The following is a 13,937-nucleotide window of genomic DNA, read 5'->3' as shown; positions in this document are numbered from 1 at the left end:
CCTCTCAGGGCCGGAACGGGAAGGCGTACGTGTGCACCGCGACGTTCTCGCGACCCTCGGTGTCGCCGGCGGCGTCGGCGGCCCTGCCCTGCTCGTCGTACCGGCGCAGGAGGGCCAGCAACTCCTTGTTCAGCTCGGCCAGTTCGTCCGCCGTGAGCCGGAGGCTGGACTCGGAGGACTCCGCCGCCCGGTTCCACTCGGGGCCCCAGTGGGCGCGCTCGTCGAGCCAGCGCCGGTACATGTCCGTGCGCTGCTCGGCGAAGAGCCGGCTGGCCGCGGTGTGCGCGACAGCCTTCTCGGGGGCGTCGCGGAAGTCCTCGTCACGGATGCGCACACCGTCGGAGGCGGGCCGCCACCAGCGCTCGCGGCCGTCGGCGCTCTGCGGCTCCGCCTCCTTGATGAGCCCGTGTTCGGCGAGCTTTCGCAGGTGGTAGCTGACCAGCGACACCGCCTCGTCGACCTGCTCGGCGAGCTGTGAGGCGGTGGCGACCTGGGCGATCGTCAGCCCTCGGAACAGGTTCATCCGCAGCGGGTGGGCGAGCGCCTTGAGGGTGCCCAGGTCCGTGATCCGGCGGTCTCTCTCCTTGTCCGTCATGCCCCGACCTTAGATACGAAAGGAAAATTGCACAACATATTTTGCGCAACTTATCTTTCGCATCTTCTCTGTCCTGCATCTGGGCACGAGAAAGCCCCGGCCGCTTCCAGCACGGCCGGGGCTCAGCCCGATGTCAGCGGACGGGGTGACCCGCCGTCCGCAGCGTCTCCTTCACCTCGCCGATCCGCAGATCCCCGAAGTGGAACACCGACGCCGCCAGCACCGCGTCCGCCCCCGCCTCGATGGCCGGCGGGAAGTCGGTGAGCCTGCCGGCACCGCCGGAGGCGATCACCGGGATCGTCACGTGCTTGCGTACGGCCTGGATCATCTCCAGGTCGTAGCCGTCCTTCGTGCCGTCCGCGTCCATCGAGTTGAGCAGGATCTCCCCCGCGCCCAGCTCGGCCGCGCGGTGCGCCCACTCGACGGCGTCGATGCCGGTGCCGCGACGGCCGCCGTGGGTGGTCACCTCGAAGGTGCCCTCGGGCGTGCGCCGCGCGTCGACCGACAGCACCAGCACCTGCCGCCCGAACCGCTCGGCGATCTCACGGATCAGCTCGGGGCGGGCGATGGCGGCGGTGTTGACGCCCACCTTGTCCGCGCCCGCCCGCAGCAGCTTGTTCACGTCCTCGGCCGTACGGACGCCGCCGCCGACCGTCAGCGGGATGAACACCTGCTCGGCGGTGCGGCGCACCACGTCGTAGGTCGTCTCGCGGTTGCCGGACGACGCGGTGATGTCCAGGAACGTCAGCTCGTCGGCGCCCTCGGCGTCGTACACCTTGGCCATCTCGACGGGATCGCCCGCGTCGCGGAGGTTCTGGAAGTTGACGCCCTTGACGACCCGGCCGTTGTCCACGTCCAGGCAGGGGATGACTCGGACCGCCAGGGTCATGAAACCGGCTCCTCCAACGTCCTTCTGAATGCTTCTATTTCCACTTCGACCAGGATGCGCGAGTCCACGAACCCCTCGACGACCAGCAGCGTCGAGACCGGGCGCACCGCGTCGAAGAGCTCCTTGTGGGCCCGGCCCACGGCGTCCACGTCGCGCGCGTGGGTCAGGTACATCCGCGTACGGACCACGGACCCGACGTCGAGCCCGAACTCACCGATCGCCTCGATGGCGTTGGCGAAGGCCGCCTTGGCCTGTTCGTACGGGTCGCCCTCGCCGTACAGCACGTCGCCCTTGAAGGACGTCGTGCCCGCGACCAGGACGCGGTCGCCCGCCGCCACGGCACGCGCGAACCCGAAGGACTCTTCCCAGGGACTTCCGCTGTGCACACGCCGTACGGCATCCGACGTCATGACACTGTGTCCGTTTTCACGACGTAGCCTCCAAGGCCTCTTCCAGGGTGAACGCCTTCGCGTACAGGGCCTTCCCGACGATGGAGCCCTCGACACCGAGGGGGACCAGCTCGGCGATCGCGCGGAGGTCGTCCAGCGACGAGACCCCGCCGGAGGCGACCACCGGGCGGTCCGTCGCCGCGCAGACGTTCTTCAGCAGCTCGAGGTTCGGCCCCTGGAGCGTGCCGTCCTTGGCGATGTCCGTGACGACGTAGCGGGCGCAGCCCTCGTTGTTGAGGCGCTCCAGCGTCTCGTAGAGGTCACCGCCGTCACGGGTCCAGCCGCGGCCGCGCAGGGTCGTACCGCGTACGTCGAGACCGACGGCGATCTTGTCACCGTGCTCGGCGATGACCTTGGCGACCCAGTCGGGGGTCTCCAGCGCGGCCGTGCCGAGGTTCACGCGCGTGCAGCCCGTGGCGAGCGCTGCGGCCAGGGAGGCGTCGTCGCGGATGCCGCCGGACAGCTCGACCTTGATGTCCATCGCCTTCGCGACCTCGGCGATCAGGTCGCGGTTGTCGCCGGTGCCGAAGGCGGCGTCCAGGTCGACCAGGTGCAGCCACTCGGCGCCCGAGCGCTGCCAGGCCAGGGCGGCCTCCAGGGGCGAGCCGTAGGAGGTCTCGGTGCCGGACTCGCCGTGCACGAGGCGGACGGCCTGGCCGTCGCGGACGTCTACGGCGGGGAGGAGTTCGAGCTTGGCCATGTCTCTACAGGGTTCCGATCCAGTTGGTGAGCAGCTGCGCTCCGGCGTCGCCGGACTTCTCGGGGTGGAACTGCGTGGCCCACAGGGCGCCGTTCTCCACGGCGGCCACGAAGGGCTTGCCGTGCGTCGACCAGGTGACCTGCGGCGCGGTCATGAGCGGGTTCTCGGTCTCCAGGGTCCAGTCGTGGACGGCGTAGGAGTGCACGAAGTAGAAGCGCGCGTCCGCGTCCAGCCCGGCGAACAGCTGGGAGCCGGCCGCCACGTCCACGGTGTTCCAGCCCATGTGGGGCACGATGTCGGCCTGCAACGGCTCGACCGAGCCGGGCCATTCGCCGAGGCCCTCGGTCTCGACGCCGTGCTCGATGCCGCGCGCGAACAGGATCTGCATGCCGACGCAGATGCCCATCACGGGGCGCCCGCCGGACAGCCGCCGCTCGACGATCCAGTCGCCGCGGGCCTCCTTCAGGCCCTGCATGCAGGCGGCGAACGCGCCGACGCCCGGCACCAGCAGGCCGTCGGCGTTCATGGCCTTGTCGTAGTCACGCGTGATCTCGACGTCGGCTCCCGCGCGCGCGAGGGCGCGTTCGGCGGACCTCACGTTGCCGAAGCCGTAGTCGAAGACCACGACGTTCTTGCTGCTCAATTCCACACCTCCAGCCTCAGGACGCCGGCCACGAGACACATGGCGGCGCCTATGGAAAGCAGCACGATGAGGCTCTTCGGCATCTGCTGCTTGGCGAAGGAGATGATGCCGCCGACCAGGAAGAGGCCGACGACGATCAGGATGGTGGACAGCCCGCTCATCGGTTACAGCGCGCCCTTCGTCGAGGGAAGGATGCCCGCCGCGCGCGGGTCACGCTCGGAGGCGTACCGCAGTGCCCGCGCCAGCGCCTTGAACTGGCACTCGACGATGTGGTGGGCGTTGCGTCCGTACGGCACGTGCACGTGCAGCGCGATCTGGGCCTGGGCGACGAAGGACTCCAGGATGTGCCGGGTCATCGTGGTGTCGTACTCGCCGATCATCGGCGCCATGTTCTCGGGCTCGGTGTGCACGAGGTAGGGGCGGCCGGAGAGGTCGACGGTGACCTGGGCGAGCGACTCGTCCAGCGGGACCGTGCAGTTGCCGAAGCGGTAGATCCCCACCTTGTCGCCGAGCGCCTGCTTGAAGGCGGCGCCCAGCGCGAGGGCGGTGTCCTCGATGGTGTGGTGCGAGTCGATGTGCAGGTCGCCCTCGGTCTTCACGGTCAGGTCGAACAGACCGTGCCGGCCGAGCTGGTCGAGCATGTGGTCGTAGAAGCCGACGCCTGTCGACACGTCGACCTTGCCGGATCCGTCGAGATCGATCTCGACGAGGACCGAGGTCTCCTTCGTCACCCGCTCTATGCGGCCTACGCGGTTCATGTGCTCTGCTCCTTCGGGGGTGTGGGGGTGTCCCCCACAAGACGCTGCAAGTCACGTACGGCGTCGAGGAACGCGTCGTTCTCCTCGGGGGTTCCTGCGGACACCCGCAGCCACCCCGGGATGCCGTTGTCCCGGACCAGGACACCTCGGTCGAGGATCTTCTGCCAGGCGGTGTGCGAGTCCTCGAACCGGCCGAACTGCACGAAGTTCGCGTCGGACTCGACGACCTCGAAACCGGCCGCGCCCAGCTCGCTCACCAGCCGGTCCCGCTCCGCCTTCAGCTGCTCGACGTACTTCAGCAGGACGTCCGTGTGCTCCAGGGCGGCCAGCGCGGTCGCCTGGGTGACGGCCGACAGGTGGTACGGCAGCCGTACGAGCTGGACGGCGTCCACGACCGCCGGGTGCGCGGCGAGATAGCCGAGGCGCAGGCCGGCCGCGCCGAAGGCCTTCGACATCGTCCGGGAGACGACGAGATTCGGCCGACCTTCGAGCAGCGGCAGCAGCGAGTCGCCGTGGCTGAACTCGATGTACGCCTCGTCGACCACGACCATCGACGGCTTGGCGGCCTGCGCGGCCTCGTACAGCGCGAGGACCGTCTCACGCGGGACCGCGTTGCCCGTGGGGTTGTTGGGGGTGGTGATGAAGACGACGTCGGGCCGGTGTTCGGCGATCGCCTTCCCGGCGGCCGTGACGTCGATCGTGAAGTCGTCGTTGCGGGGGCCGGAGATCCAGCCGGTGCCGGTGCCGCGCGAGATGAGGCCGTGCATCGAGTACGACGGCTCGAAGCCGATCGCCGTACGGCCCGGTCCGCCGAAGGTCTGCAGCAGTTGCTGGATGACCTCGTTGGAGCCGTTCGCCGCCCACACGTTGGCCAGGCCGACCTCGTGACCGGACGTGTCCGTCAGGTACTTGGCGAGCTGCGTGCGCAGCTCCACGGCGTCCCGGTCCGGGTAGCGGTTGAGGTTCCGGGCCGCCTCACGCACCCGCTCGGCGATCCGCTCGACCAGCGGCTCGGGCAGGGGGTAGGGGTTCTCGTTGGTGTTCAGCCGTACGGGGACGTCCAGCTGGGGCGCGCCGTAAGGGGACTTGCCGCGCAGCTCGTCCCGCACGGGGAGATCGTCGATGCGTACGTCGCTCACTTGCTCTCGGGTACCTTCCAGCCACGCGACATTTGTTCGTCTCCGACAAACCTTGCCTTGATCGCCGCGCCGTGCGCCGGCAGGTCCTCCGCCTCCGCCAGCGTGACCACGTGCTGCGCGACCTCGGCCAGCGCGTCCTTCGTGTAGTCGACGATGTGGATGCCGCGCAGGAACGACTGGACGGACAGGCCCGAGGAGTGGCAGGCACAGCCGCCGGTGGGCAGCACGTGGTTGGAGCCGGCGGCGTAGTCGCCGAGCGAGACCGGCGCCCAGGGGCCGATGAAGATCGCGCCGGCGTTGTGTACCCGGTCGGCCACGGCGGCCGCGTCGGCCGTCTGGATCTCCAGGTGCTCGGCGCCGTACGCGTCGACGACCTTGAGGCCCTCGTCGACGCCGTCGACCAGGACGATCGCGGACTGCCGGCCCTTCAGGGCGGGCACGATCCGGTCCTCGATGTGCTTGGTGGCCGCGACCTGCGGCTCCAGTTCCTTCTCCACCGCGTCCGCGAGCTCCACGGAGTCGGTGACGAGCACGGCCGCCGCGAGCGGGTCGTGCTCGGCCTGGCTGATCAGGTCGGAGGCGACGTGCACCGGGTCGGCGGTGGCGTCGGCGAGGACCGCGATCTCGGTCGGGCCCGCCTCGGCGTCGATGCCGATCTTGCCCGTGAAGTAGCGCTTGGCGGCGGCGACCCAGATGTTGCCGGGGCCGGTGACCATGTTGGCGGGCGGGCAGGACTCCGTGCCGTACGCGAACATCGCGACGGCGGTCGCGCCGCCGGCCGCGTAGACCTCGTCGACGCCGAGCAGCGCGCACGCGGCGAGGATCGTCGGGTGCGGCAGGCCGCCGAACTCGGCCTGCGCCGGCGAGGCGAGCGCGATCGACTCGACGCCGGCCTCCTGGGCGGGCACCACGTTCATGATCACGGAGGACGGGTAGACGGACCGGCCGCCGGGCGCGTACAGCCCGACGCGGTCGACCGGAACCCACTTCTCGGTCACGGAACCGCCCGGCACGACCTGGGTCGTGTGTGTCGTACGGCGCTGCTCGCGGTGGACGATACGGGCGCGGCGGATGGACTCCTCCAGGGCCGCGCGCACGGCCGGGTCGAGCTCCGCGAGGGCCTTTTCGAGCGCCTCGGCGGGCACCTTCACCTGGTCGAGCCTGACCCCGTCGAACTTCTCAGCGAAGTCGATCAGCGCCGCGTCGCCCCGATGATGCACGGCCTCGCAGATCGGACGCACCTTCTCCAGGGCGGCCGAGACGTCGAAGTCGGCTCGGGGCAGCAGGTCGCGCAGGGCGGGGCCCTCGGGGAGGGCATCGCCGCGCAGATCGATTCGGGAGATCACGGGCTCAATTCTCTCAGACCCGCGTCCGGCACTGTTCGCGCGTATCAATGGCTGATACAGAACCCTCCGGGAACGCGGAAGATCACCTTCACGTCTAGCGTTCGGGGCGTCACTCAGCGGGCATGAACGGTTGTACGAAACCCGTGAGTAGCCAGTGCGGAACCAAGCGGAACCCAGCGGAGCCAAGGGGGATGGACGAGACGTGACCGAAGGTGCCGGCCTCCGCGACGGAGACCTGCCGGACGACCTGCCGAACGACCTGACCGCCGCCGAACTCGGCATGTGGCAGGCCTTCCGCAACGGCAGTGTGTACGACCTGAGCAGCGGCGACACCGTCGTCGACGATCCGCACGGCGGGCATCCCTGGGGAGACGAGCGGACGGTACGCGCGCGTATCGTCTGCTGGCTGCTGCTGGACGGCCCGCCCGCCCTGGCCGGCCGGGTCTCCTCGCTGAAGCTGGCCGGCGTGCGGATCAGCGGCACGCTGGACCTGGCGGGCGGCACGGTGGAGCCGTACGTCGAGATGCGCCGCTGCCGCTTCGACCGGGAGATCGTGCTGCCGGAGGCCCGCTTCACGACCCTGCGGCTGGTGGACTGCGCGGTGCCGCGCCTGGAGGCCGCCCGCGTGAACACCGAGGGCGACCTGCACCTGCCGCGCTGTCGCTTCCACAACGGCGTACGGCTCACCGACGCCCACATCGGTACGGATCTGCTGCTCAACCAGGCGATCGTCTACCGCGACCGCAGCGGCCGCTCGATCGCCGCGGACGGCATCAGCGTCGGCCAGGACCTCCAGGCCGAGATGCTGGAGTCGCACGGCGAGATGAGTCTGCGCGGCGCCAGCATCGGCGTGTCGCTGAGCCTGCGGGGCGCGCGGCTGGTCAACCCGTACACGCGGCTCGCTTTGAACGCCCCTCAGCTGACCGTGGGACGCACGCTGTACCTGACCCCGGCGGGCGTCGGCAGCCCGCTGTTGAGCGGCCGCACCCCCGCGCGCGGGACGCGCATCCAGCGGTTCGAGTGCCAGGGCGGGGTGCGCCTGGACGACGGGCGGTTCGGGGACGCGGTCGACCTGGAGCGGGCCCGGTTCACCTTCACGGACGAGCAGGAGCTGTCCCTGCGCCGCATCCAGACGCCCGAGCTGCGCTTCCTCGGCGAGCGGGCGGAGCGCGGCGGCGTGGTGCTGTCCGGGGCGCGGGTCGTCAACCTGATGGACCGGGCGGACGCCTGGCCGGGCCCCGGCCGGCTGCACATGGGCGGCTTCCAGTACGAGAACCTGGTGCCGCGCGGCCCGTTCCCGCTGGAGCGGCGGCTGGAGTGGGTGACGGCCGCGACCGCCGAGTACAACCCGGAGCCGTACGAGCGGCTGGCCACCGTGCTGCGGGCCGGCGGCGAGGACGAGGACGCGCGCGAGGTGCTCCTCGCCAAGCAGCGCCGCCGCCGCGAGACCCTGCCGCCCGCGGCCAAGCTCGTGGGATACGCACAGGACTGGATGGTGGCGTACGGCTACCGGCCCGGCCGGGCGGCGGTGTGGATGGCCGTGCTCTGGGCGGCGAGTTCGGTGGCCTTCACCTACGCCGACCCACCGCCCCTCAAGGGCGGTGAGCATCCGGCCTGGAACCCGACCCTGTTCGCCCTCGACCTGCTGCTTCCGGTGATCGACCTCGGCCAGGTCGGCTTCTGGCAGCTGAGCGGCGTCTGGCAGTGGCTGGCCGCGGCGATGATCCTGCTGGGCTGGATCCTGGCGACGACGGTGGCGGCGGGGGCGACACGGATGCTGCGCCGGAGCTGAAACTGCTGAGGTCGATGAGGATGATGTGACTGCAGAGCCGAAAGTATCGATGTCGGACAGTTGTTGAACAGTGGACCTTTACCTGTTCTTGACCTGACGGCGTACAACTTTCCACGTCTTGCCCGTTCCCTCTGGCGCGGGCGTGACCAGCGGTCCTTCAATGGTCGAACCATGGCTCTGCTGCCCCCGTTCGGCCGGGCGTCCCGGACGACAAGGACCGTAGAACACCCCGCCGCCGGTCTCCCCGTCGACGACGAGGTGCTCCTCGACGCGCCCGACGACCGCCTCGGACCCGCGCTGGTCGCGGCCGGGCGGGGCGCGTACGACACCGCCGCCGAGCTGCTCGCCGCCACGCGGCACAAGGCGCAGTGGGAATCCCGCGACGGATACGCGCTGCGCCTGGCCGCCTTCGCGCGCTCGCGCCCGGAGTGGCTGGAGGCCTGGTACACCGCCGCCCCGCACGATCCGGACGTCCTGCTGGTCAGGGCCCAGGTCGCCGTGGACCACGCCTGGCGGTCCCCGGCCCGGGCCGAGCTGCTGCGCGGGGTGAGCCCGCTGATCACCGCCGCCGCTCGCGCCGACGACCGCGACCCGGTGCCCTGGCGGATCGCGCTGGACCACGCGCGCGGCTCACGCGCCGGGCACACCTACTTCGGGGAACTGTGGGAGGCGGCCCTGCGCCGCGCCCCGCTCCACTACGGGTGCCATGTGGCGGCCCTGCGCTATCTGGCGTCGTCCTGGCACGGCTCCCACCGCGAGTGCCTCGACTTCGCCGACCGGGCCGCACAGGACGCCCCGGCCGACTCCCTTGTGCAGGCCCTGCCGACCCGGGCGGCCCTCGCGTACCTGAACGACGGCTGCGGGCCGGGGGTGCCGCCCGAGCGGCTGGACGCGGCGGCCGACCGGGCGATCGCGCTCTCCGCCCGGTACCCGGCGGCCGACCTCTGGCCGGCCGCGATCCGCAACAAGCTCACGTGCGTACTGGTGGGGCTGGGCCGCTGGGAGGACGCCCTGGAGCAGCTGCGGCTGATCGGCCCGTACGCCACTTCCTTCCCCTGGAGCCGGTTCTCGGACGATCCGCTGGGCGGGTTCCTGGAGGTGCGCGACGAGGTGCGGCGACGGACGGCCGGCTCCGTACGGGCTCGCGGTACCCGCGGCGGACATCCACCAGGTGGGCTCGCCGGACGCGTTCACCACGGCGACCACTAGGCTTTGGCGCCGTGACCGTCCGCCTTCCGCTCTTCCCCCTGAACTCGGTGCTGTTCCCGGGTCTCGTGCTGCCGCTCAACGTCTTCGAGGAGCGCTATCGCGCCATGATGCGTGATCTCCTCAAGACCCCCGAGGAGGAAGCGCGCCGTTTCGCCGTCGTGGCGATCCGCGACGGCCACGAGGTGGCCCAGAGCGCCCCCGGCATGCCGGATCCCACGGCGCTGCCCGACCGCGGCCCGGCGGCGGGCTTCGGCCCGGACCCGGTCAAGGCGTTCCACGGGGTGGGGTGTGTGGCGGACGCGGCGACGATCCGGGAGCGGGCCGACGGCACCTTCGAGGTGCTGGCGACCGGCACGACACGGGTGCGCCTGCTGTCGGTGGACGCGTCGGGCCCCTTCCTCACGGCGGAACTGGAAGAACTGCCCGATGAGGCGGGCGAGGAGGCCGGGGCTCTGGCCGAGGGCGTACTGCGCGCCTTCCGTCAGTACCAGAAGCGCCTGGCGGGCGCCCGCGAACGTTCCCTCTCCACCACGGCCGACCTCCCGGACCAGCCGTCGGTCGTCTCCTACCTGGTGGCGGCCGCGATGATGCTGGACACCCCGACGAAGCAACGCCTGCTCCAGTCCCCCGACATCGCGTCCCGCCTGCGCGACGAGCTGAAACTCCTTCGCACCGAGACCTCGATCATCCGTACGCTGCCGTCCCTGCCGGCGTCGGACCTGACGCGCGGCCCGACGAGCCTCAACTGAGCGGGAACTGACCGGAACGACATGGCGAAGAAGTCAAAGAAGCAGCAGCAGTCGGGCGGCACCCCGGCGACCGTGGCCCTGACCGCAGCGGGCATCGACTACACGACCCACTCCTACGACCACGACCCGTCCCACCCCTCCTACGGGGACGAGGCGGCCGAGGCGATGGGTGTGTCCCCCGACAGGGTCTTCAAGACGCTGGTCGCGGACGTGGACGGCAACCTCACCGTGGCCGTGGTGCCGGTCGCCGGCCAACTGGACCTCAAGGCCCTGGCGGCAGCGGTCGGCGGCAAGCGCGCCGCGATGGCCGACCCTGCCCTGGCAGAACGCACCACAGGCTACGTCCGGGGCGGCATCTCCCCCCTCGGCCAGCGCAAGAGACTCCCCACGGTCCTGGACGCCTCGGCCTCCGCCCACCCCACGATCTGCATCTCGGCGGGCCGCCGCGGCCTGGAGGTCGAACTCTCCCCCACCGACCTGACCACCCTCACGAACGCGACCCTGGCCCCCATCGGGCGTGCGTGACCCCTCGACGAACCCGGTCCCCTCGGTTAAGTACGAGGGACATGTCGAAGAAAACCCGGAAACGCAAGTGGCGCACCAAGAAGGGCCGCTCGAACCATGGGCGGCGCCCGGCGTAGGGGGCGAGTTCTGTAAGGGGCTTGGTTACCCGAGCCCCTGTCCGGCGTTTGAGGACGAGGCCCGTTCAGGGCCGAAGCGGGGGTCTGGGGGCGGCAGCCCCCAGGTCCGGGGTCGAAGGGGCAGCGCCCCTTCAGGACGGGAAGGGTAGGGGCGGCGGGGCGAAATCCCCCCGGCGTGCCACCATCCCCACCCCTACGCCGGCGGCACCCCGTACGGCCCCGCCTGCTGATGCCCCGCAGAGGGCCCTGGCCCCTGATACGGATCCGCATCCCGAGGCCCGAACAACGCCGTCAGCCCGAGGTGCACCACCAACGCCGCAAGAGGCCACGCCAGCCACACCCCCTTCGCCCCCAACTTCAACGGCGCCGAAAACGTAACCCCCTTGCCCACCTCCTGCGCGTGAGCGATCACATCCTCGGTAGGCCCGAGCCACACCCCGACCCGCCACGCCAGCAACGACCCGAGAAACCCCCCGACCGCCAGCGCAACCACCAACGGCACACCCCCACGCCGCCGCCACAGAAACACACCCACCGCACTGACCAGCCCGAACGCGAGCGCAAGCAGAGTAAACGTTCCGTCCACCCCGACGGCCTGCTCCCCCTCGGAGTCCTTGAAGTAGACGACCCAGCTCTTGTCGACGACGTCCCCGACCAGCGGCACACTCGGCGCCAGCCACCACCACAGCACCCCGAGCAGCGCCCCGAAGAACGCCACGACCACCGCAACCACGGCGGCCTCTCGCACTTCGGTCTTCATGCCGGGACCGTCCTGTTCGTACGAGCCAGATATGCCGTACGGGCCGTGAGAGCCATGGGGGCCATGAGGGCCGTGAGGACTCGGCGCACCGGGCGGAGCCCCGTACACGGCGTCGTGCGGAGCACCTTGCGGTGCTCCGTAGGAGGCGGAACCCGCGTGCCCACCGGCGGGCGGCTGCCACGCATTGTTCGAGGACTGGTCACGCGGGGGCGGTGGTGGAGTCAGCGGAGCGGTCACCCTGCCATCGTGCCAGGCCGCCCTGTGCGACGCGTCACCGGACGGCCGCCCGGCGGTACGCCCAGGTGGCGACGGCCAGCGAGACGACGCCGACCACTGCGCACACGGCCAGATCCCCGAGCACGAACGCCCAGTCGGGCCGCTCCCCGAAGGTCCGCGCGAAGGCCTCCACGCCGTACGTCGACGGCAGCAGGTCCCGGGTGAACCGGACCGCCTCCGGCATCCGGTCGGCCGGCAGCACACCCAGCAGCAGGGCCGCGGACATTCCCAGCTGCCCGAGGAGCGTGGCCAGTTCGGGCCGCGGCGCGAGCAGCCCGAGCGCGGCGCCCAGCCCGGCGAGCGCGGCACCCGCCAGCGGGATCACGGCGACGAGCACCCACAGATGGGCGACCGGCAACCCGAACAGCGCACACCCGAAGGCGGCCGTCACCACGGTCCCCGGCACGGTGAAGGAGGCGTACGCCCCCGCCGCGCCCAGCACCACCGCGGCGGGCGGCACCGGCAGGGTGGCGTAGTGATCGAGCCCGCCGCTGGCCCGCAGCTGCCCGAAGTACTGCGCGAGCAGGTTCAGCGCGACGAAGGCGACCACGAGCACGGACGACCCGGCCACCACGGCCTGCGCCTCGGCCCCGCCGTCCACGACCCCGCGCATCAGGATCATGATCCCGATCGACTGGAAGGTCGCCACGAACAGCAGCGGGATACGCGCGACCCGCGCCCGGGACAGCTGCGCCCGGTACACGGCGCACAGCGACGGCCACAGCCGCGCACGCGGTCCGAGCTCGGCCACGGCCGGCGCGGCCGTCTCGTCCACGGCCAGGGCGCTGCCCGGCAGAACCTCGGCGGGTACGACACTCACGTGGCGCTGCTCCCTTTCACACGGGGGTTCACGGGGGAGGTGGCCCTGATCCGTACGGATACGGATACGGATACGGCGGTCTGCGTGCTCAAGCCTTCACCAGCCCCTGCTGTGCGGCGCCGCCCAGCGCCAGATAGACGTCCTCCAGGCTCGGCGTGGCGAGCGTGAAGTCGTCCAGCGCGGCGAAGGCGGCCCCGCCGGTGACGGTGGCGACGACCGCGCGGGCCTCCTCGGGGGCGAGCCGCAGCGTCCAGCGACGCCCGGACTCCACGACCCGGTCCTGCAGCGCGGCGACCTCGGGCACGTCCAGTGGCGGCCGGTCCCGCCACAGCAGGTCGACCCGGACCTCGCCCGCGACGCGCTCCTTGAGCCCGGACGGCGTGTCACAGGCGATCACGCGGCCCCGGTCGAGCACCGCGACCCGGTCGAGCACGGTCTCGGCCTCGATGACGTTGTGGGTGACGAGCAGCACCGTCGTGCCGCGCTCGGCCCGGCGCCGGTCCACGGCCGACCACACGGCCCGCCGTGCCACCGGGTCCATCGCGGCGGTCGGCTCGTCCAGCACGAGCAGCGGTCGCTCCCCCACCAGCGCGGCGGCGAAACAGGCAAGCCGCCGCTGCCCGCCGGACAGCTTCTTCAGCGGCCGCCCCGCGAGCGGCGTGAGCCCGAGTTCGTCGAGTACGGCGTCCCGCTCGGCCCGTGCGTCCCGGACGTCCAGGCCGCGCAGCCGCCCGGTCGTCTCCGCGGCGAGCGAGACGGTCAGCTCGTCGAGGGCGGTCGACTCCTGGCCGAGGTACGCCAGAATCCGCGCGGCCCGCTCCGGATGCCGCACGATGTCGTGCCCGAGGATCTCGACGCTCCCGGCGTCGGGCCGCATCAAGCCGGTGAGCTGGCGCACGAGCGTGGTCTTGCCGGCCCCGTTGGGCCCGAGCAGTCCGAAGATCTCGCCGCGCCGGATGTCCAGCCGTACGTCGTCGGTGGCCCGTACCTCGGGCGTGGCCGGCGTTCCGCGGCGTCCACGTACGGCCGGGTAGGTCTTCGTCAGCCCACGCAGGGCGCACACGACATCACCATCGTGCCGAAATGCCTGTGCCGCGCGCGTACTCACAAGGGACGAGCCTACGGGGTCCGGACCCCCGTTCCGTGCCCGGGGCGGCCACTGGGCACAAAT

16 protein-coding genes are annotated in these 13,937 nt (G+C 71.3%); 4 read left to right on the top strand and 12 right to left on the bottom strand.

Going from position 1 to position 13,937, the window contains the following annotated elements; all coding sequences use genetic code 11:
- Nucleotides 1-4: 4 nt before the first annotated feature.
- The 9 genes from OHT51_RS31395 to hisD form a co-directional block, all read right to left on the bottom strand.
- The gene (locus OHT51_RS31395) at nt 5-595 is read right to left on the bottom strand and encodes an ArsR/SmtB family transcription factor (protein ID WP_328882274.1); all 591 of its coding nucleotides are present in this window, start codon (nt 593-595) and stop codon (nt 5-7) included.
- A gap of 133 nt (nt 596-728) precedes the next feature.
- Entirely contained in the window at nt 729-1,484 is a 756-nt protein-coding gene (gene hisF, locus OHT51_RS31390; RefSeq protein ID WP_328882273.1) for an imidazole glycerol phosphate synthase subunit HisF, read from the bottom strand.
- Nucleotides 1,481-1,894 (bottom strand): RidA family protein, encoded by a 414-nt coding sequence (locus OHT51_RS31385; RefSeq protein ID WP_328882272.1) that lies wholly within the window; start codon nt 1,892-1,894, stop codon nt 1,481-1,483. Before OHT51_RS31385 ends, hisF begins: the two co-directional genes overlap by 4 nt.
- A 16-nt stretch (nt 1,895-1,910) precedes the next feature.
- On the bottom strand, nt 1,911-2,633 hold the full coding sequence (priA, locus tag OHT51_RS31380; protein WP_328882271.1) for a bifunctional 1-(5-phosphoribosyl)-5-((5-phosphoribosylamino)methylideneamino)imidazole-4-carboxamide isomerase/phosphoribosylanthranilate isomerase PriA: 723 nt from the start codon (nt 2,631-2,633) through the stop codon (nt 1,911-1,913).
- Between the two features lie 4 nt (nt 2,634-2,637).
- Nucleotides 2,638-3,282, bottom strand: a complete 645-nt coding sequence (gene hisH / locus OHT51_RS31375) for an imidazole glycerol phosphate synthase subunit HisH (protein ID WP_328882270.1) — start codon at nt 3,280-3,282, stop codon at nt 2,638-2,640.
- Complete coding sequence (locus OHT51_RS31370) at nt 3,273-3,437, bottom strand: hypothetical protein (protein WP_328428390.1); 165 nt, start codon at nt 3,435-3,437, stop codon at nt 3,273-3,275. The genes hisH and OHT51_RS31370 overlap by 10 nt, the downstream gene beginning before the upstream one ends.
- 3 nt (nt 3,438-3,440) lie before the next feature.
- Nucleotides 3,441-4,034, bottom strand: a complete 594-nt coding sequence (gene hisB / locus OHT51_RS31365) for an imidazoleglycerol-phosphate dehydratase HisB (RefSeq protein ID WP_062719038.1) — start codon at nt 4,032-4,034, stop codon at nt 3,441-3,443.
- The gene (locus tag OHT51_RS31360) at nt 4,031-5,173 is read right to left on the bottom strand and encodes a histidinol-phosphate transaminase (protein WP_328882269.1); all 1,143 of its coding nucleotides are present in this window, start codon (nt 5,171-5,173) and stop codon (nt 4,031-4,033) included. The genes hisB and OHT51_RS31360 overlap by 4 nt, the downstream gene beginning before the upstream one ends.
- Nucleotides 5,170-6,519, bottom strand: coding sequence for a histidinol dehydrogenase (hisD, locus tag OHT51_RS31355; RefSeq protein ID WP_328882268.1), 1,350 nt, complete (start codon nt 6,517-6,519; stop codon nt 5,170-5,172). Before hisD ends, OHT51_RS31360 begins: the two co-directional genes overlap by 4 nt.
- A 202-nt stretch (nt 6,520-6,721) precedes the next feature.
- Here hisD and OHT51_RS31350 point away from each other — a divergent pair, with 202 nt between their 5' ends.
- The 4 genes from OHT51_RS31350 to ybaK all read left to right on the top strand — a co-directional run bounded on the left by OHT51_RS31350 (nt 6,722) and on the right by ybaK (nt 10,794).
- Nucleotides 6,722-8,311, top strand: coding sequence for an oxidoreductase (locus OHT51_RS31350; RefSeq protein ID WP_328882267.1), 1,590 nt, complete (start codon nt 6,722-6,724; stop codon nt 8,309-8,311).
- A gap of 171 nt (nt 8,312-8,482) precedes the next feature.
- Entirely contained in the window at nt 8,483-9,520 is a 1,038-nt protein-coding gene (locus tag OHT51_RS31345) for a hypothetical protein (RefSeq protein ID WP_328882266.1), read from the top strand.
- Between the two features lie 11 nt (nt 9,521-9,531).
- Nucleotides 9,532-10,269 carry an LON peptidase substrate-binding domain-containing protein gene (locus OHT51_RS31340; protein ID WP_328882265.1) on the top strand — a complete coding sequence of 246 codons (738 nt, stop codon included), beginning with the start codon at nt 9,532-9,534 and terminating at the stop codon, nt 10,267-10,269.
- A 21-nt stretch (nt 10,270-10,290) separates the two neighbouring features.
- Nucleotides 10,291-10,794, top strand: a complete 504-nt coding sequence (gene ybaK, locus OHT51_RS31335) for a Cys-tRNA(Pro) deacylase (RefSeq protein WP_328428385.1) — start codon at nt 10,291-10,293, stop codon at nt 10,792-10,794.
- Nucleotides 10,795-11,103: 309 nt separating this feature from the next.
- On the opposite strand, the gene OHT51_RS31330 is transcribed toward ybaK, so the two are convergent.
- The 3 genes from OHT51_RS31330 to OHT51_RS31320 form a co-directional block, all read right to left on the bottom strand.
- The gene (locus OHT51_RS31330) at nt 11,104-11,907 is read right to left on the bottom strand and encodes an AAA family ATPase (RefSeq protein ID WP_328882264.1); all 804 of its coding nucleotides are present in this window, start codon (nt 11,905-11,907) and stop codon (nt 11,104-11,106) included.
- 34 nt (nt 11,908-11,941) lie between these two features.
- On the bottom strand, nt 11,942-12,766 hold the full coding sequence (locus OHT51_RS31325; RefSeq protein WP_328882263.1) for an ABC transporter permease: 825 nt from the start codon (nt 12,764-12,766) through the stop codon (nt 11,942-11,944).
- An 88-nt stretch (nt 12,767-12,854) separates the two neighbouring features.
- Complete coding sequence (locus OHT51_RS31320; protein WP_328882262.1) at nt 12,855-13,829, bottom strand: ABC transporter ATP-binding protein; 975 nt, start codon at nt 13,827-13,829, stop codon at nt 12,855-12,857.
- Nucleotides 13,830-13,937 lie beyond the last annotated feature (108 nt).

Source organism: Streptomyces sp. NBC_00299, from assembly GCF_036173045.1.
Lineage (GTDB): Bacteria > Actinomycetota > Actinomycetes > Streptomycetales > Streptomycetaceae > Streptomyces > Streptomyces machairae.
Note: the sequence above shows the minus strand (reverse complement) of the source record. Positions and strands in the feature narration are given on the sequence as shown.